Source organism: Pseudomonas sp. GL-B-26, assembly GCF_019947405.1.
Lineage (GTDB): Bacteria > Pseudomonadota > Gammaproteobacteria > Pseudomonadales > Pseudomonadaceae > Aquipseudomonas.
The window spans coordinates 69,419-87,266 of record NZ_JAGYGJ010000003.1; the positions used below are offsets into that span (position 1 = coordinate 69,419).

Annotated in this window: 13 protein-coding genes and 1 pseudogene; 7 read left to right on the top strand and 7 right to left on the bottom strand. The window is 59.4% G+C overall.

All coding sequences use genetic code 11. The features are described 5' to 3' along the window. Window positions 1-34 precede the first annotated feature (34 nt). A complete protein-coding gene (locus tag KGB23_RS02875; protein ID WP_223429891.1) occupies window positions 35-2,758 on the bottom strand; it encodes an RHS repeat-associated core domain-containing protein in 2,724 nt (907 codons plus the stop codon). A 182-nt stretch (window positions 2,759-2,940) separates the two neighbouring features. Between KGB23_RS02875 and KGB23_RS02880 the strand changes: the two genes are divergently transcribed. Genes KGB23_RS02880 through KGB23_RS02890 form a run of 3 tightly spaced genes read left to right on the top strand, consistent with a single transcriptional unit; the run spans window position 2,941 to window position 4,660 of the window. Then, window positions 2,941-3,405 carry a multidrug transporter gene (locus KGB23_RS02880; RefSeq protein ID WP_223429804.1) on the top strand — a complete coding sequence of 155 codons (465 nt, stop codon included), beginning with the start codon at window positions 2,941-2,943 and terminating at the stop codon, window positions 3,403-3,405. 32 nt (window positions 3,406-3,437) lie between these two features. Then, window positions 3,438-4,265 (top strand): SDR family oxidoreductase, encoded by an 828-nt coding sequence (locus tag KGB23_RS02885; RefSeq protein ID WP_223429805.1) that lies wholly within the window; start codon window positions 3,438-3,440, stop codon window positions 4,263-4,265. Continuing rightward, window positions 4,262-4,660, top strand: coding sequence for a DUF4440 domain-containing protein (locus tag KGB23_RS02890; RefSeq protein WP_223429806.1), 399 nt, complete (start codon window positions 4,262-4,264; stop codon window positions 4,658-4,660). Before KGB23_RS02885 ends, KGB23_RS02890 begins: the two co-directional genes overlap by 4 nt. 151 nt (window positions 4,661-4,811) lie before the next feature. Here the strand turns inward: KGB23_RS02890 and KGB23_RS02895 are convergent, their stop codons facing one another. From KGB23_RS02895 to KGB23_RS02910, 4 genes are all read right to left on the bottom strand, one after another. Continuing rightward, complete coding sequence (locus KGB23_RS02895; RefSeq protein WP_223429807.1) at window positions 4,812-5,660, bottom strand: HlyD family secretion protein; 849 nt, start codon at window positions 5,658-5,660, stop codon at window positions 4,812-4,814. Window positions 5,661-5,699: 39 nt separating this feature from the next. After that, window positions 5,700-5,900, bottom strand: a complete 201-nt coding sequence (locus KGB23_RS02900) for a DUF1656 domain-containing protein (RefSeq protein WP_007896379.1) — start codon at window positions 5,898-5,900, stop codon at window positions 5,700-5,702. After that, a complete protein-coding gene (locus KGB23_RS02905; RefSeq protein ID WP_223429808.1) occupies window positions 5,890-8,070 on the bottom strand; it encodes an FUSC family protein in 2,181 nt (726 codons plus the stop codon). The genes KGB23_RS02900 and KGB23_RS02905 overlap by 11 nt, the downstream gene beginning before the upstream one ends. 184 nt (window positions 8,071-8,254) lie before the next feature. Further along, window positions 8,255-9,766 carry an efflux transporter outer membrane subunit gene (locus KGB23_RS02910; RefSeq protein WP_223429809.1) on the bottom strand — a complete coding sequence of 504 codons (1,512 nt, stop codon included), beginning with the start codon at window positions 9,764-9,766 and terminating at the stop codon, window positions 8,255-8,257. 181 nt (window positions 9,767-9,947) lie between these two features. On the opposite strand from KGB23_RS02910, the gene KGB23_RS02915 reads away from it, so the two are divergent. The 3 genes and pseudogenes from KGB23_RS02915 to KGB23_RS02925 all read left to right on the top strand — a co-directional run bounded on the left by KGB23_RS02915 (window position 9,948) and on the right by KGB23_RS02925 (window position 13,075). After that, window positions 9,948-10,916, top strand: a complete 969-nt coding sequence (locus tag KGB23_RS02915) for a LysR family transcriptional regulator (protein WP_223429810.1) — start codon at window positions 9,948-9,950, stop codon at window positions 10,914-10,916. 535 nt (window positions 10,917-11,451) lie between these two features. Next, window positions 11,452-12,426 carry a 2-hydroxyacid dehydrogenase gene (locus tag KGB23_RS02920; protein ID WP_223429811.1) on the top strand — a complete coding sequence of 325 codons (975 nt, stop codon included), beginning with the start codon at window positions 11,452-11,454 and terminating at the stop codon, window positions 12,424-12,426. 140 nt (window positions 12,427-12,566) lie between these two features. Further along, a pseudogene (locus tag KGB23_RS02925) lies at window positions 12,567-13,075 on the top strand (DUF2165 family protein). A 27-nt stretch (window positions 13,076-13,102) separates the two neighbouring features. Here the strand turns inward: KGB23_RS02925 and KGB23_RS02930 are convergent. Next, entirely contained in the window at window positions 13,103-14,005 is a 903-nt protein-coding gene (locus KGB23_RS02930; RefSeq protein WP_223429812.1) for a DMT family transporter, read from the bottom strand. 138 nt (window positions 14,006-14,143) lie between these two features. Between KGB23_RS02930 and KGB23_RS02935 the strand changes: the two genes are divergently transcribed. Continuing rightward, window positions 14,144-15,019, top strand: coding sequence for a helix-turn-helix domain-containing protein (locus tag KGB23_RS02935; protein WP_223429813.1), 876 nt, complete (start codon window positions 14,144-14,146; stop codon window positions 15,017-15,019). A gap of 211 nt (window positions 15,020-15,230) precedes the next feature. On the opposite strand, the gene KGB23_RS02940 is transcribed toward KGB23_RS02935, so the two are convergent. Beyond that, on the bottom strand, window positions 15,231-17,660 hold the full coding sequence (locus tag KGB23_RS02940; RefSeq protein ID WP_223429814.1) for a TonB-dependent siderophore receptor: 2,430 nt from the start codon (window positions 17,658-17,660) through the stop codon (window positions 15,231-15,233). Window positions 17,661-17,848 lie beyond the last annotated feature (188 nt).

Genomic DNA, 17,848 nt, shown 5'->3' on the forward strand with positions numbered 1-17,848 from the left:
CCCTATCCGCAGCGGGTCGGACGTTTTTTATGAGTCAAACCTTCAGGGGTTTTTTGATACTAAACTTCAAATCCCTCCACTTCAGAATTGAAGTTGGACCCCGTGAACTATCCAACTCAACTGTTCCACCGCCTTTTGCTGCAGCGATGAAACGGTGATGTCCGTCCTGAAGGGTGATTATTTTTGTCTCACTGTTATGTGCATAAACCGGAACCCCCAAACCAATTTTCAGCGCTGTCGGATCTTTGGCTTTAATTGCAGCAACGGCCTGCTCCCGTTCGGCACCTTCCAATAAATTAAACCTTTCATACTCTTCAATACCCTCTTTGTTAATCCAGTCTTGACTTGGGACTATTTCATGGCCGTCTGGCCATTTCGGCAAATTTTTCCCTTCAACCAAATCAAATTTCCTGTGGAAAACCACCACCAATCGTTGCACGACAACTTCGCGCCTGTTCTTCACAGTGGTTACGTTTTTGTAACTCATAGAAACGTCGCTGGTAGATAGTGCACTTCCACCCGGTATAGAGTTTTCGCTTCTTTTTTCCGCATCAATTCTATTTTTATCTTCTGGTCCTCTCCCCTCTTCGAGCGCACTCTTTCCAATCGCGACGGGTGAGGCGTGTAAGTTAATAGGTGCCAAAACGTTAGCTACCGGTTTTGTAACAACGGAGCGATCGTTAATTTCAGGAGCAACGTTACGAGCTCCGAAAACAGAGGCCATCTTTTTAACCGAGCTTTGATTCCTTTCTTTTTCCGGCGGTGCAACGCCACTTTCCCCTTTGGCGTACCCATCAACGTCGACAAAAGTAACGGGGTTGTTTTCTACTATTGCGTAATAATTCAGTCCATCCACAGGACCGGCCGGGTCCGGGTTGGTCCAACGCTGCAACCACGGTATGTAGTACCGAAATCCATAGTAATAAAGCCCCGTCGCATCCCGCTCCTTACCCGAATAGCGAACGGTTTTGTAATCCCCATCGGTGTCGTTCGGACCGGCAGACCAGGCGGTTGCACCAAACGGGTAATAGGTTTCCCGGCTGATGATTCGCGCATCGTCGGCGAGCTCCAGCGTGCAGGAGTTCAAGTGATCCACCAGGTTGTAACGGTACTGATCGTTGCTCACGCCGGGCGGCGGATCGGTTTCCCAATGCAACACCCGAACACTATTGAGCCCCGCCTGCGCGGTGATGACCTGTAGCACCTTTCCGGTGCCGCTGTCGGTGCGAATTTCTACTCCCGGTAAATAACGTACTTCGGCCACCACCGTGCGGGCATTGGTATTCAGTGAGCGGATTTTGCGCACGCGCTGACCACCGCCATCGTAGACATAGGCCTCCCGATCATTGAGCCCGGAGACGCGCTCAACCGGACTGACCGACTGCAACTGGTTACGCAAATCCCACCTCAGGAGCCGTCCCTGATCCAGCTCCAGCAAATTGCCCCGAGTGTCGAACGCAGCGGCGATTGCTTCCTCGGTGGGCGGCACGCCGTCGCGCCAGGGCAGACAGCGATTGCTGTCACGCGCGGCCTTCACCTCACGTCCAGGTCCCTGTGCGCCGACGTGCGTCAGTTTCCGCAGATTGCCACTCTCGTCATAACTGTAGGTCTGGCGGTAGTTGCTGACTGCCGCCGGATCAACCCGCCCCACAGATGCCGGTCCCTGATTGGCGCTGCCCGCCTCCCAGCCGAACGCCTCGATCAATTGGGAAAGGCTGTCGTAGATAAAGCGACTGATGGGCTCGATACGCTGGTTGGCGAAGTAACGCACCGGCAGTGCCTTGTCCTCGATGCTGAGGACGTTGCCCATTCGGTCATAAAGATAAATCAGATGCTGCAACGTCCCGGTACGGTCGCTGTACGCCTGTCGCTCCGTCAGGCGCCCGTTTTCAGGGCAATACTTGAGGGTCGTTTGTACATCGTTACCCGCCACTTCCCGTTCAACTTTTCCCTCGGCGTTGTACTGGATATCGCTGACCAGCGTTTGCCAGGTGGTCAGTCCCTGAAGTTGCAGACGCGTCTCACGCAAACGACCGTCAAGGGTCAGCCTGAAGGTCTGGCGGTTTTCCTTGGCGTCGATCTGTTCCAGCACATCATTGAGCGGACCGAAATTCCACGTCGAGATGGCGCCCTCGCCCGGCTCAAGCAGCCGCTGGCGATCGGCTTCCAGCGCCGGCCAGTCGGGTGCAACAGAGTCCAGGGTGAAGTGACGGATTTGCTTCACGCATTGGCCGGTGATTGAAAATGCTTCGAACAGCACCGTCCCGGCGGGGTCGTCATGACGGATCAATTGCCCGCATTGATTCCGGACGCCATGATCGGGACCGCCATAGGCCATGCGTTCAGCAGACCTTCGCGGCTCAGTCTCGCCCTGCTCGAACACTGCCACGGGGCGAAGCAAGGGGTCGTACTCAACCTCACGGCGCGTACCTCGGCTGTCCCACCCCAGCAACACCTCATTGCCCAGCCCTGACAGGGTGAGCTGCCAACCGGCATCGACGCTGTCGGTGAACAGCGCGTTACCCGACAGCGAAAACACCGTCGTGAGGTTGGCACTAGTCAGCGGTTCTTCTTGTTTCAGCGCCCAAAGCCGTGGATCCCACTGTTCAACCGCACGTCCTGCGGCATCGTAAAAGGTGCGATTGATGCGTGCCTGAGTGAGGTCACCTTCGACAGCACGCCAATAATCAACCGAACGGATCGACAGACCACGCGGGTCGACAACGGACAATCCGGGTGTTTTGTGGTGCATTCCCATCGTCGAGGCCTGCATGCCGGTCGCGTCCCTGTTTGCCAGCAGTCATCTAACCGTTTCGGTGCAGGCCAGGCTACTGTCAGAAATAACAGTGCCGACCAACGGCAACAGACCTTGATCGACGAATGTCCATTCCTTCGGCCCTTCGGTAGGATGGTGGTCATGAGTTCAAGGAGCGTTCAAACATGTTCATCGGCGTCCTGCTGGTCATCACCTGGCTGATTTTGTTGCTGCGCTACCCGACCAAGGCATTGCCCGTCTCTGTGGCAGCCGCCATCGGATTGGGTGTGGTGGCAACGTGGGTGATCTGGATGGACAACCGCGAGGTCAAGCAACTGGCGCGCCTGGAGTTGCGCATCACTTATGCGCCCGAACAGTGCCCGGCGGACCGGCCGTTGCATCTGACAATGAACAACGGCAACGACGTGCCGCTGACCGAGTTGCGCTGGCGCGTCGCCGCGTATGCGCCGGGCGACACGGTCAACCTGGCCGACAATCAATACGCCGCACCGCGCTATCGCGGCCCCGGTGAACTACAGGCCGGCGCGAACTGGGAAGACTGTTTGCCCCTGCCGCCGCTGCGCCCGGGCTATCGTCCCCAAACACTAGAGTTTCGCGCTGAGCGTTTGCAGGGTAGTTTCTCCGACTAATCCCCTTCCTCTTTTTGCACAAGGACCGCGCCATGCCTGTTGCGTTGATTACCGGTTGTTCCAGCGGCATTGGCCGCGCCCTCGCCGAGGTATTCAAAAGTGCCGGTTACGAAGTCTGGGCCAGTGCCCGCAAGGCTGAAGACGTGGCGGCGCTGGCCGCTGCCGGTTTCACCGCCGTGCAACTGGACGTCAACGACGGTGTCGCACTCGAACACTTGAGCGAGCGCATCAACCAGCAACATGGCGGCCTCGACGTGCTGATCAACAATGCCGGTTATGGCGCCATGGGGCCGTTGCTCGACGGCGGCGTGCCGGCCATGCAGCGGCAATTCGAAACCAATGTGTTCGCCATCGTCGGCGTCACCCGCGCCCTGTTCCCGGTGCTGCGTCGCGCCAAGGGTCTGGTGGTGAACATCGGCAGCGTGTCCGGGGTTTTGGTCACGCCATTCGCCGGCGCCTACTGCGCCTCGAAAGCGGCGGTGCATGCCTTGACCGATGCGTTGCGCATGGAACTGGCGCCGTTCGGCGTGCGGGTCATGGAAGTCCAGCCGGGCGCCATCGCCTCCAGTTTTGCCAAGAATGCCGGTCATGAGGCGGAGCAGTTGATTACCGAACAATCGCCGTGGTTTCCACTGCGTGACGGCATTCGCGCACGGGCCAAGGCCTCCCAGGACAATCCGACCCCGGCCAGTGAATTTGCCGCCGGTTTGCTCAAGGCCGTGCAACAGAGCAAACCACCGCGCCTGATTCGTCTGGGCAACGGCAGTCGGGCGTTGCCGTTACTGGCGGGGTTGCTGCCTAAAGGGCTGCTGGAGGCGGGGTTGATGAAGCGGTTCGGGTTGAAGGGGCAACTTCCATGACTGATTACACCGAGTACTTTGACGAAGTGATCCAGGCTCACGTCGCCATCGAGCAGTGGTTGGCCGAGGAACGAAACGAATCAGAGCTTGAACAACTGCTGACACGCTTTTCGCCACAGTTTTCCATGATCTCGCCATTGGGGCGGGTGCTGGATTTTGAGGCACTGAATGAGTTGTTTTTGTTGGCGGGCGGGAAGAAGCTCGGGTTCAGGATCGAACTCAGTGAATTGCGCGGTGTTGCCCTGTATGAGGGTGGTGCGGTTGTGAGTTATCGCGAGCAGCAGACCGATGCGACGGGGTTGCACTCTGATCGGCGGTCGACGGTGGTGTTTGAGAAAGACGCCGACGGCAGGCTGATCTGGCGGCATTTGCATGAGACGTTTTGCAAGGAGTGAACCTTTGTCTTATGTCTGATAGACCGAGTCGCTTCATTCGCGAGCAAGCCCGCTCCCACACTTGATCTGCGTCGTACACATATTCCGTGTTCACTGAAAATCTAATGTGGGAGCGGGCTTGCTCGCGAAGGCCGCGACTCGGTCTAACGGTTTACTTAACAACCACCGTACACGTAATCCCCGCCGCCAACAGCACACCCTCCGGCACTTCATCAATGTGTATCCGCACCGGCACCCGCTGCGCCAAACGCACCCAGTTAAAGGTCGGGTTCACATCGGCAATCAACTCGCGACTCTCCGGGTTATCACGGTCGTAGATGCCGCGAGAAATGCTTTCCACATGCCCCTTCAACACTTCCCCACTCATCAGCTGCATGTCGGCTTTATCGCCGATCCGCACGTGAGGCAATTTAGTTTCTTCGAAGAAGCCATAGACCCAGAACGAGTTCATGTCGACCACGGCCATTTTTGCTTCGCCGATGCGCGCGTAATCGCCGCGATGTACATTGAGGTTGGTCACGTAACCGTCCACCGCTGCGCGGACTTCAGTGCGTTTGAGGTTCAGTTCGGCGGCTTCGAGCTGCGCCTGAGCGTGCTGATAATCGGCCAGGGCCGAGTCGGCGATGTTGCTGGCGTCGTCGCGGTTTTCCCTGGAGATCACCAGGTTGTCCATGTCGGCGCGGCGGTGGGCGTTGACCTTGCGCATCTCCCACGTCGACTTGCGCGAGGCCACCAGCGACTGTGCCTGTTTGACCGCGATGCGGTAGTGCTCGGGGTCGATCCGCATCAGCAAATCGCCCTTCTTCACCTGTTGATTGTCGCGCACCGGCACGTCCACCACTTCCCCGGTGACGTCGGCGGCGACGTTGATAATGTCGGCGCGCACCCGGCCGTCGCGGGTCCACGGCGTGTCCATGTAATGCACCCACAGGGTCCGGCCGATCCACATCGCAAGGGCCAGCACCAACAGGGTGGCGAGCAGGCTGAAAAGCTTTTTCATCAGGGCCTTCTTCAGAGATAGAGAGTCAGTGATAGAGAGTCAACGGTAGACAGTCAGCGCCAGGGCGCCGAACAGACAGGTAAACAGACTCAGGCGCAGCAGCGCCGGGTGCCAGAAGAAGCGGTACAGATCGAACCCGGACAGGAACCGGTCGAGTGCCCAGGCCAGCGCGGCAGCGATGAAAAACATCAGGGTCATGGTCGGCATGTACACGCCGTGGAAGGCGATTTCACGCGGCATGTTGAAGTCCTTTTGTATAAGCAGAGAGCGGTGATTGCGGGTCCAGCAACGAAGTGCGGATGAAGTGCAGGTAGCTCTCCACCCGACGCAAGGCCGAGGTGTCGAAGTGCGGCGCGAAAGGTTCGTCGGTGGCTTGCACGCGGCTGATCGCGTGATCGACAGCGATCAGGCCGCGCTCCAGATTGCTCTGGCTCGGTTGCAGAAACAGCCGCACCAGTGAGCGCCCCATCACCCGGATCGCCTGACGCCACGGTTGGGATTCGGCATAGGCCGGATGCACCGGCAGGATCGCCTGCTCCTTGCGCAACTCGATGATCGCGTGGCCGACTTCCAGCACCACAAACATCCAGCGCAGCAAGTCCCGTTGCACCTGCGGCTGCCCTGCCGCGAGACCGTAGGCCTGATGCAGCAGGTCGCGGGTGCTGCTTTCGAAACTCGACGCCAGACCCTTGAGTTTTCCGCTGATGGCGTACACCACTTGCCCGCGCAAATCCTGTTCCAGCCGACGCCACAACCAGCGGCTGTTGGGCGGCAGAATGATCGCCCCGGCCGCCGCGCACACCAGCATGCCGAGCACCATGGCGATGTAGTCGTTGATGAAGGCGTATGGGTTGTAAACGGTGAGGTTGTCCGGCACCGAACCGGTGCTGAAGAAGATCAGCAAACCGAGACCGACACCGGCGTATTGCGGCCGCGAAGTGAGGAACGAACCGAGTACGATCACCGGTGCGAGCATCACGCAGAGCAACGGAAAACCGTCGATCCACGGGAAGATGAAAAACATCTCGACGAAGCCGATCAGCGCCCCGAGGAACGTCCCGCAAGCCATCTGAAACGCCATGCGTTTGGGGTTCGGTGTTGCCGCTGAAAGGCCCACGGTCGCGGCGGCAATCAGCGTCATCGTCGCCCCGCTCGGCCACGCCGTGGCGACCCAGTAACTGCCCAACACCACCAGAATGAATGCCGCGCGAAGCCCCGAGGCGGCCGACGCCATCCAGTTGGTTTGCGGGGTGAACGGCTCATCCCATTGCTCGCGCGCATGGCTGTGATCGGCCAGCGACGCGTGGGTCTGCGCATAACTGTGCAAGTCGTCAACGAAGCGATAGAGCAACTCGTATGCGGTATGAAAATCCAGCTGCTCGGCGTCGCTCGGGTCGCTCTCCTGAAAAACCGCTCGCAAGCTGCGAACGCGTACCGGCAAACCTTCTTTATAGGCGCTCAGCGCGATGACCAGACGGCCCGCATCGGCGTTGGTCAGGGCGCGGCCGCTGAAGCCATCGAGCAGTTCGGCGAGATCCTGCAAACCCGGTTTGATTGCCGCGACCACGTGATCGGCGCCGCTGCTGCGCAAGCGTTCGAGCAACTGGTGCAAGGCGTTGAAACGGGTGGTGATGCCCATGAATTCGCTGTTCAGTCGACTGAGCCGACCGTTGCGCCGACGCATGTGCGGGTCTTCAAACACTGTGACGCTGCGCAACCCTTCCAGCCCCACGGCCTCAGCAATGAAGCGTACGTTGCTCGCCTCGAAAGCCTCCCGTTTGCTGCGACCGCGCAAGCCATCCGTAACGAATAGCGCGAACACGCCGAAGCGCTGATACAAGGCGTTGCGCATGGCGGCGCTGGCGGATTGCGGCAGGATCGCGGCGCTGACCAGCGTGGAGCAAATGATCCCCAGGGAGATTTCCAGCACCCGCCAGACCGCCGCCATAAACGCGCCGTCCGGGTGCGCCAGTGCGGGCAAACCAACCATCGCGGCGGTGTACCCGGCGAGCACGAATCCATAGGCGCGGAAGTTGCGATAGCGCGCCGCGCCAGCCGAGCAAATACCCACCCAGATCGCCAGCGAACCGAGGAATAGTTCGGTGTTCTGCGCAAACAAGGCAATCAACGCGACCATTACCGCCGAGCCGGCCAATGTCCCAAGAAAGCGATAGAAACTCTTGGCCAGCACGTGGCCGCTTTGCGGTTGCATGACGATGAACACGGTGATCATCGCCGTGCGCGGCTGCGGCAACTCCAGGCGCATGGCCAGCCACAGGGTCAGAAACGCCGCGAACAAAACCTTGAAAATGTAAACCCAGGTCACGCCATCGCTACGCGCCCAGTCGAAGAACCCCCGGCGCCATTCAAGGGAATACAGCCAGCGCAAAGGTGCGGGCAAGGGAGTCATGGAATCCTGCTCAATGAGGAAAGACTTGGAACAACCGAAACCCTGTGGCGAGCGAGCTTGCTCGCGCTGGGCTGCGTAGCGGCCCCCAAAACTCTGGCAACCATTGCTGATTTTGTGAGTGCTGCGCACTCAAGCGGGAGCAAGCTCCCTCGCCACAAATACGGGTGTGCCTGATACGTCGTGTTCAATTCGAGAGACTCTCAAGCAGGGCCGGGGTTTTCGGTGCCGCGGTCTGGCTGTCTTTCGGCGCATCGTCACCCGCGCCCAACCCACCGCCGAGCGCCGTCACCAGTTCAGCGTGAGCACTGAGGCGTGCGGCCTGAACCTGCTGCTGAACCTGCTGCTGTTTGAACAACAACGTCTGGGCGTTGAGCACGTTGAGGTAATCGGTGAGGCCGCGCTGGTAGGCGATCATCGCGATGTCGTAAGTCTTCTGGGCGGTGGTCACCGACTCGGCGGCGAAGGTTTGCTGCTTGTCCATGGATTCGCGGCGGATCAACTGGTCGGAGATGTTTTTCAGCGCGTTGACCAGCGTCTGGTTGTACTTGGCTACGGCGATGTCGTAACCGGCCGAGGCTTCGCCCAGCTCCGAGCGCAAACGACCGCCGTCGAAGATCGGCAACGAGATGGCCGGGCCGACGCTGTAGTTGAGCTTCTTGCCGGTCAAAAACTCCAGCGCCCCGCCGCCGGTGGCCATGTAGCCGAGGCTGCCGACCAGATCGACGTTAGGGTAGAACCCGGCATGGGCGACATCAATGCCCCGTGCCTGAGCCGCCACTTGCCAGCGACTGGCGACTACGTCCGGGCGTTGGCCGAGCAGTTGCGCGGGCAAGGTCGATGGCAACTTCAGTGCCGCGCCCAACGACAGCGTTGGCCGCTGCAACTGCGCGCCCTCCCCCGGACCTTTGCCGGCCAACGCGGCGAGTTGATTGCGGCTCAGGGCGATTTCTTCGTCCAGTGCATCGATCTGGCGGTGAGTTTCCGGCAGCGGCGTTTCAGCCTGGCTGACTTCGAAATGGGTGCCGATGCCACCGTTCAGGCGCTTCTGCGCGAGGTCGAGAATTTGCTGCTGCTGTTTCAGGGTCGCCGCGACGATGTCCCGTTGCGCGTAATGCAACGACAGTTCGATGTAGGCGCGCACGATGTTGTTCTGCAATTCGAGCTGGGCCAGACGCGCTTCCGCGGCACTCATGTGCGCCATGTCGACGGCGCGCTCGGTGGCGTTGCTTTCGCGGCCCCAAAGGTCGAGGGCATAGCTGAAGCCCAGCGCGGCGTTGTTGTCCCAAGTGGTGGTGTTCGCCAACTCGCCCGGCCCGTAGAACTGATCGGTGGGCCAGTTGTGGCGTTTGAGGGTGGATTCACCATTGATCTGCAGCGACTCGGCGGACTCGGCGATCCCGGCCATGGATTTGGCCTGACGCACTCGCGCCGCCGCCATGGCCATGGTCGGGCTGCCTTGCAGAGCGAGGTCGATCCAGCGGTTCAATTGCGGGTCGCCATAGGCCTGCCACCATTGGGCGGTGGGCCAGTGAGCGTCCTGTGCAGCGTTCTGAATGGCTTCGTCGGTGGCCAGTGAATTGGCTTCGAGTGCCTTGCCCTGCGGGGCAATACCTCCGGTACCGATGCAGCCGCTGATTGCCAGGGTTAAAGCCAAAACACTGAACGTCTGAAGCGCTCTGTTGATGCGACGCGGCACTGCTGCGATTTCCTGAGGTGGGGAGTTGTTCCTGAGGTGCGCAATTCTAGGGGTCGGCTTTGTTGGCGATAAGCTGGGAATCCTGTGAATCTTTGTTACCGTTAACGCGATAATCCCTTGGTCGGGGTCTCAGCCCCCGTAACTTCGTGTCACAATTTGCCATCGCCTCCGAGAGCACCCCATGGACACTTTGCAAAACATGCGCGCCTTCAGTTACGTGGCCGAGGCCGGCAGCTTCACCGCCGCCGCCGTGCAACTCGACACCACCACGGCCAACGTTTCGCGCGCGGTCTCCAACCTGGAAGCCCACCTGCAAACCCGCCTGCTCAACCGCACCACCCGACGCATCGCCCTGACCGAAGCCGGCAAGCGCTATCTATTGCGCTGCGAGCAGATCCTGGCCTACGTCGAAGAAGCCGAAGCCGAAGCCAGCGACGCCCACGCCCGCCCGGCCGGGCAGCTCAAGGTGCACACCATGACCGGCATCGGTCAGCACTTTGTCATCGACGCCATCGCCCGCTACCGCAAAACCCACCCCGACGTCACCTTCGACCTGACCATGGCCAACCGCGTGCCAGACTTGCTCGACGAGGGTTATGACGTGTCCATCGTGCTGGCCAGCGAACTGCCGGACTCGGGCTTCGTCTCCCAGCGTTTAGGCATCACCTACAGCATCGTTTGCGCCTCGCCGGCCTATGTGAAAGCCAACGGCTGCGCGCAGAAGCCCAGCGATTTGCTGAACCACGCGTGCCTGCGTTTGGTAAGCCCGGTGATTCCGCTGGAAAAGTGGACCTTCGACGGGCCTGAAGGCCAGGAAATGGTGACCATTAATAGCTCACCGTTTCTGGTGAACTCCGCCGATGCGATGAAAACAGCGATCACCAGCGGCATGGGGGTAGGCGTGTTGCCGGTGTATGCAGCGATTGAAGGGTTGCGCAACGGGACGCTGGTGCGGGTGATGCCGAACTACCGGTCGCAGGAATTGAATCTGTATGCGATCTATCCGTCGCGGCAGTATCTGGATGCGAAGATCAAGACGTGGGTCGAGTATTTGCGCGGGTCGTTGCCGGAGATATTGGCGGCGCATCAGGCGGAATTGGTGGCTTATGAATTGAGTGGGAGTTTGGGTGGGGTTCGGGTGGCGAACTAAACATTCAACATTGATGGCGAATAACACTCCGTCATCGCGAGCAAGCTCGGCTCCCACAGGGGATCAGGTAAGCCTTTTGCCCCTCACCACTCAACAGGCCGAGCGTTAGCTCGCCTGCAGCTCTTGATCTTGATCCACCCGCCCCGTCGGGAGGCTGAGTGGAGGTGTGCATCCGGGGAGTGGCGCGCAGCGCCGTTCGACGCAGTCGAACACGCTGCATGTAGGTCGTCGCGAAGCAGACCGGAGGGCAGTGTCCCCGGATGGATACCGGAGCGAAGGAACGCCGAGCCTGAGCGAGGGGCCGGACGCTTGGGGCGAGCCTTTTTGGGTACTTTTTTGGCGTTTGAAAAAAGTGCCTCGCCGTAAGGGCGAAACCGCCAGCCGCCGTTACCGCAGAAACGGATATGTACCCGGTCAACCACCAACATGGTCGGCCCAAAGGCCGCCAAGGACAAAAGAGCCCAACGGCCTCGCCCAAATCCAAAGAAGAATGTTAGCGTGCTTGGCATTCACCTGCGCCGAGAGCCCTCAACCCATGAAAAAGACCGTCCTCGCCTTCAGCCGCGTCACTCCTGAAATGATCGAACGCCTGCAACAAGACTTCGACGTCATCGTCCCGAACCCGAAAAACGGCGACATCAACGCCCAATTCAACGAAGCCCTCCCCCACGCCCACGGCCTCATCGGTGTCGGTCGCAAACTCGGTCGCACACAGTTGGAAAACGCCGCCAAACTGGAAGTCGTCTCCAGCGTCTCGGTCGGCTACGACAACTACGACGTCGCCTACTTCAACGAACGCGGGATCATGCTCACCAACACCCCCGACGTCCTCACCGAAAGCACCGCCGACCTGGCCTTCGCCCTGCTGATGAGCAGCGCCCGCCGCGTCGCCGAACTGGACGCCTGGACCAAAGCCGGCCAATGGCAAGCCACCGTCGGCGCGCCATTGTTCGGCTGCGATGTACACGGCAAGACCCTGGGCATCGTCGGCATGGGCAACATCGGCGCGGCCATCGCCCGACGTGGCCGACTGGGCTTCAACATGCCGATCCTCTACAGCGGCAACAGCCGCAAGACCGAGCTGGAGCAAGAACTCGGCGCGCAGTTCCGTAGCCTTGATCAACTGCTGGCCGAAGCCGATTTCGTCTGCCTGGTGGTGCCGCTCAGCGAAAAAACCAGACACCTGATCAGCCATCGCGAACTGGCGTTGATGAAACCGAGCGCAATTCTGGTGAACATTTCCCGCGGCCCGGTGGTGGACGAACCCGCCTTGATCGAGGCCCTGCAAAACAACCGGATTCGCGGCGCCGGGCTGGACGTTTATGAGAAAGAACCGCTGGCCGAGTCCCCCCTGTTCCAACTGAAAAACGCGGTGACATTGCCGCACATCGGCTCGGCGACTCATGAAACCCGCGAAGCCATGGCCAACCGTGCCCTGGCGAACTTGCGCAGCGCTTTGCTGGGAGAGCGACCGCAAGATCTGGTGAATCCACAGGTCTGGAAAGGCTAACTAAAACGGGCAGGTGTTTAACCGCCTGCCCATGACCTACACACCTTGCAATTCAGTTAACCGCTAAAAAAAAGATACTCACTATAGACTCCCCACTACTTAGTCTAACTTATGGACCTTAGTTATGGAGAGTACCTACATTGAACCACCTTACGACCGACAAACTGATTAGATACAGCAAAGTAGCACTAATGGCCTATATAAGTTTCTTTGGCTTGATGGTGATGTTCAGCAACTTCACCGACTACGCATCCAATTACGAATACGTCGGCCACATTCTCAGCATGGACACCACCCGAGAAAACCTGAACCTGAGCTACAGAGCAATCACTTCGCCCATGCTCCATCACCGTATTTATTGGTAATTATAACTTTGGAAGTTGTTTACACGGCTTTCTGCTTGCTGGGCACCTACCATCTTTATCGAAACATCAATACACCTGCAGCCGTTTTTCATGAAGCGAAGAAGTTTTCGATCGTCGGACTATTGATTGGCATTTTTGTCTATTACATCTGCTTGCAAGTGATCGGCACCGAATGGTTCAACATGGATGAATCTGCAATCTGGAACGCCAAGGATTGGGCTCGGCACATCGTGGACTTCATGTTTCCACTGCTGATTTACATCACCCTCAAAATCGAACGCTAAAGTTTCAGCGCTCGATCACCCAGACCTTCACGCCAGCTTGCCGTTCCCCTGCACAATCGGTGCCTTGGGCTTACGAAACACCAACACATTGCCCAGCATCACCAGTACCAACCCCATCAATGCAGGCGTGGTCCATTGGTAGCCTTCGGCAAACGCCGACACGTTCAGCGCCACGACGGGGAACAGTACGGTGCAATAGGCTGCGCGCTCTGGCCCCATCCGCCCGACCAACGTCAAGTAGGCTGTGAAACCGATCACCGAACCCGGAATCACCAGGTACAACAGCGAGCCGATGTAGCGCGCGTTCCATTCCATGTCGAATGGAATGCCTTTAACCAGGCACCACGCCGATAGCATGGCCGCGCCATAGGCCATGCCCCAGGCGTTGGTGGTCAGCGGTTTCAGTCCCGCCTTCTGCTGCAAACTCGACAGCATATTACCGGCCGAGAAGCACAGGGTGCCGAGCAACGCCAGGCCCAACCCGAGCAAGGTTTGCGGGCTCGCGGTGTGGCCCGCCACCTCAGGCCAGAACAACAGGCCAAGCCCAAGCAGCCCCAGTGCACCGCCCATCAGCACATTGCGAGCAACTTTCTGGCCGAAGAACACGCGTGCATTGAGCGCGTTCCACAACGTGGCGGTGGAAAACACCACCGCGACCAGACCGCTGGGGATCCACTGGCTGGCAGTCAGGAAGCACATGAAGTTGATGCAGAACAGGCACAGCCCCTGCGCCAGGCATATCAGATGCCCGCGGCGGTTCATCACTTGCAGGCGGCGACTCAGCAGCAGCATGACGAACAGCACCAATGCCGCGAGGCCGAAGCGATAGACGATCGACACCGGAATCGCCACCACACCCAGTTGCCATTTCAAGGCAATCCAGGTGGTGCCCCAGATCAGCACAGTCAGCAGATACAACGAAAGGTTCATGGCAGAGACTCCTCAATAGGGGCTTAGTGTCCTGCGCCAAGGCCTTTCGCACTTGCATAAACTTGCGCTTTTGTCAGCCGGTGGGCTGGCAGGCCAACGTCTACGGAGTAGGATGCAAGGCGTTGGAGAGAAGCGATCATGCCCGCACTGGAAACCCTGCAAGTCTTTCAAGCCCTCAACCGCTCGCCCAATGCTCGCCTCGAGCACAGCGCCGAGCTCGGTGACGGCATGGCTGCAGCCTTGTGGAGCAACCATCACGACGCCCAGGATTACGAAGCGCCGAGCCACCACACCCTGTCCTGTTACATCGCCGGCGGCACCGGGACCTTTCGCCGCGACCAGCCCGGCACCAAGGGCGGCCCGGACAAGCTGTGCATCCTGCCGGCCGAGCATCAATCGGGTTGGGTGATCAACGGCGACATACGCCTGGCCCACGTGTATTTCAGTCCCGAACAATTCGCCCTCGGCTGCGTCACGCTGCTGGACCGCGAACCTCGCGAGCTGCAGTTGCGCGAAGCCACCTTTCTGGACGACCCGGCACAAGCCCGGCGCTTTCGGCAAATGCTCACACTCAACTGGGACGAACCCGGCGAACGCGTGCTCACCAGCAGCCTGGCCCATGAAATGCTCAGCCACGTTTTACTCGGTCAGGTCGGGATGCGTGAGGGGTTGCGGCTCAAGGGTGGATTGGCTGCGCATCAGCGGCGGCAGTTGGTGGAGTTCATCGACACTCAGTTGGCCGAGGCCATCAGTCTCGGGCAGTTGGCTGCGTTATGTGCGCTATCCGAATACCACTTTGCGCGAATGTTTCGCGAGAGCTTTGGGTTGCCACCGCATCAGTATGTGCTGTCGCGGCGACTGAGCCGGGCGCGTGAGTTGTTGCGTTCGACGTCGCAGCCGTTGGGGGAGATTGCGTTGGCGTGCGGATTTGCCAGTGCCAGTCATTTCACCAATCGGTTTCGTCAGGCATTGGGTGGAACGCCCGGCGAGTATCGCCAGGCGTTTTTGCGGTAGGTTTCTATGGTGGTGGGGTGTCATTTAGATCCACCCCTCACCCTAACCCTCTCCCCAAGGGGTAGAGGGGACTGACCGAGGTGTTCTTAGAGCTACATCGACCTGAAAGATCAAGTCGAACTCAGGCCTCGAAAAGCTTGGAGATCGGCTCCCTTTCCCCCTCTCCCCCGTGGGGAGAGGGCTGGGGTGAGGGGTCGATCTTCAACTCTTCCTAGAACTCCAAAGTGCTCGACAACGACACCTGCCGCGAATCGCCCATCGACACAAAGAACCGACTCGCCGCCGAGGTGTAGTAGGTGCGGTCAAACAGGTTCTTCACGTTGAGCTGGAACTTGACCTTCTGCCCTTCGACTTTGGTGTCGTACGTGGCGAACGCATCGGCCACGGTGTAGCTCGGCAGGTCGAAATCGTTCACGGCATTACCCGCTCTCTCACCGACATACCGCGCCCCCGCGCCGACCCGCAGCTGATCGCCACCGACGATGGTGCCGAAGTCATAAACCGCCGACAGCGAACCACTATTCTTCGCGACGTTTTGCAGCTTTTTGCCTTTGTAGATCGGGTCTTCGGTGACTTCCGCATCGGTGTAGGCATAGCTGCCGATCATGCTCCAGCGATCACTCAACTGACCGCTCAAGTCCACTTCCAGACCACGAGAACGCACTTCACCGGCGGCGCTATAGATCGTCACCGGACCTTCGGAGTTGGCCACCAGCACGTTGCGCTTCTTGATGTCGAACAGCGCGACGTTACCGGTGACGCGGCCCGGCATGTCGAGCTTGGCGCCGATTTCCCAGGACTTGGCTTCTTCCGGCGCGACGCTTCCGTCCAGCACGGTGCTGCTACCGCTCAACGGCGCGATGGTCGAATTGGGTTTGAACGACTCGGTGTAGCTGCCGTAGAACGACAGTTCATCGGTGTAGCGATACACCAGGCCGGCGCGAGGCACCCACTTCTGGCCGTTGCTGTCGGTGTTGGCCTTGAACGGTACGCCTTTGCCGGCGTACTGGTCGTATTCCTGGAAGCGCGCGCCAGCGACGAAAATCCATTGATCGGTCAGGTGGATCGAGTCCTGGAGGAATACCGAATCGCTGCGCAGTTCATCGGTCTGCGCGCTGTCCGCGGGACTGACGGTGGTGCCGGCGACTTCGCGACCGTAAACCGGGTTGATGTAACTGAAAGTACTCAAGCTTTTCTGGCGGATCAGGTCTTCGCGGTAGATCTTGCGGTATTCATCATCGACGCCGAACACCAGGTCGTGTTTCATCCCCGCGAGCTGGACATTGCCTTCAAGGCTGGCGGTGGTGAAGCGGTCGGTGCTGATAGCGTTTTGAGTGCCGTCCATGCTGCGAGTCAACGTGCCTTTCTTGGTGTCGATGGCGGTAATGCGCACCTGGCTGGCGTCGTAGGTTTCGCGGTTCCAGCTGTAGCCGAAGTGGGCTTTCCAATTGTCGTTGAGCTCGTGATCGGCCTCGAAGTGATAGAGGTCCGAGCGGCCTTCCATATTGTTGAAGGGCTCGTCGAGACGACGCTCGCGGGAGATGTCCAGCGGATGGTTGTCACGCGGGTCGATCACCGTGCCGCGATCGAACGGGGTCAGAAACTCGCGGTGTTCGTAGGCGAACAACAGCTTGGTGCTTTCGCCGAACCAGGCCAGTGACGGTGCTACCAATGTCTCGCGGTGAGTACCGAAGTTGCGCCAGTAATCTTCGTCTTCGTGATCCAGGACCATGCGGTAGGCCAACCCGGAATCACCCAACGCGCCGGTGCTGTCGAGACCGCCACCGCTGCCGTTTTTGCCGTTGCCATAGGTCGAGCCGCGCAGGGTCAACGCGTTGTACTGCTCAAGCTCAGGCTTTTTGCTGACCATGTTCACCACGCCGCCCGGGTCCTGGATGCCGTAAAGCAAGGAGGCTGGGCCCTTGAGCACTTCGACCCGGTCCACGGTCGCATTCATGCCACGGCCCTGCACGATCGGCATGCCGTCGCGCATGATCGAGCCGTTGCGGTTGTCGCCGAAACCGCGAGTCATCACCGAGTCCTGAGTGCTCGCCAGTGTGTTGCCCTGGGTGATGCCGCTGACGTTGGCCAGCGCGTCATCCAGATTGCGCGGCGCCTGATCGCGAATGACCTGTGCCGGAACCACGTTGACGGTCTGGGGAATTTCCTGGAGCAAGGCCGATGAGCGCATCACCGAACTGGTGGGCGGTGGCTGATAGCTCATGGATTCATCGGCCACCGAGGTGATGGTGGTCGCGCCCAGGTTCAAGGCGCCATCGGCAGGCAACGGCTCCAGCACCAACGTGTGGCCGTCGGTGCGGCGGAAGGTAAAACCCGAACCGCTGAGCAAACGCTGCATCGCCTGCTCGGCACTCATCTGGCCGCTGAGCGCTGGAGCGTTGATGCCGTAAGGCGCCTCATCGGTGTAGACCACGCTGATGCCGGTGATCCGGCTGAAGTCGCTCAAGGCCTGGGGCAGCGGTTTGGCGGCCATTGTGAAGCTGAACTGAGCACTCTGTCGGGCACTGCCGGCCTCAGCCGCCACCGCCACACTCAACGGCAACAATGCCAACGCCGAAAAGCTCAAGGCACATGTACCCAACCATTGTTTGACCGAACCCGATTTCGCCCTGGACTTCATTGCTCATGACCTGTGTAGAACCGCTACGGATGCGAATGACTCGCAGTTTCAGTCACTACACGGATGGCATCGGGGTTTACCTCACCAGAAAGTTGAAAATATTTTTCTCGGGAGTTCAGTAGTGTTTGATCTGACGCCTTCGCGAGCAAGCCCGCTCCCACAGGGGGAATGCATTTCAAATGTGGGAG

Bases quoted from the DNA above. Each gene is read 5' to 3' on its own strand.
- KGB23_RS02905 (WP_223429808.1), bottom strand. From the start codon at position 8,070: ATGACTCCCTTGCCCGCACCTTTGCGCTGGCTGTATTCCCTTGAATGG.
- KGB23_RS02875 (WP_223429891.1), bottom strand. From the start codon at position 2,758: ATGGGAATGCACCACAAAACACCCGGATTGTCCGTTGTCGACCCGCGT.
- KGB23_RS02930 (WP_223429812.1), bottom strand. From the start codon at position 14,005: ATGAACCTTTCGTTGTATCTGCTGACTGTGCTGATCTGGGGCACCACC.
- KGB23_RS02880 (WP_223429804.1), top strand. From the start codon at position 2,941: ATGTTCATCGGCGTCCTGCTGGTCATCACCTGGCTGATTTTGTTGCTG.
- KGB23_RS02935 (WP_223429813.1), top strand. From the start codon at position 14,144: ATGCCCGCACTGGAAACCCTGCAAGTCTTTCAAGCCCTCAACCGCTCG.
- KGB23_RS02920 (WP_223429811.1), top strand. From the start codon at position 11,452: ATGAAAAAGACCGTCCTCGCCTTCAGCCGCGTCACTCCTGAAATGATC.
- KGB23_RS02885 (WP_223429805.1), top strand. From the start codon at position 3,438: ATGCCTGTTGCGTTGATTACCGGTTGTTCCAGCGGCATTGGCCGCGCC.
- KGB23_RS02895 (WP_223429807.1), bottom strand. From the start codon at position 5,660: ATGAAAAAGCTTTTCAGCCTGCTCGCCACCCTGTTGGTGCTGGCCCTT.
- KGB23_RS02915 (WP_223429810.1), top strand. From the start codon at position 9,948: ATGGACACTTTGCAAAACATGCGCGCCTTCAGTTACGTGGCCGAGGCC.
- KGB23_RS02890 (WP_223429806.1), top strand. From the start codon at position 4,262: ATGACTGATTACACCGAGTACTTTGACGAAGTGATCCAGGCTCACGTC.
- KGB23_RS02900 (WP_007896379.1), bottom strand. From the start codon at position 5,900: ATGCCGCGTGAAATCGCCTTCCACGGCGTGTACATGCCGACCATGACC.
- KGB23_RS02940 (WP_223429814.1), bottom strand. From the start codon at position 17,660: ATGAAGTCCAGGGCGAAATCGGGTTCGGTCAAACAATGGTTGGGTACA.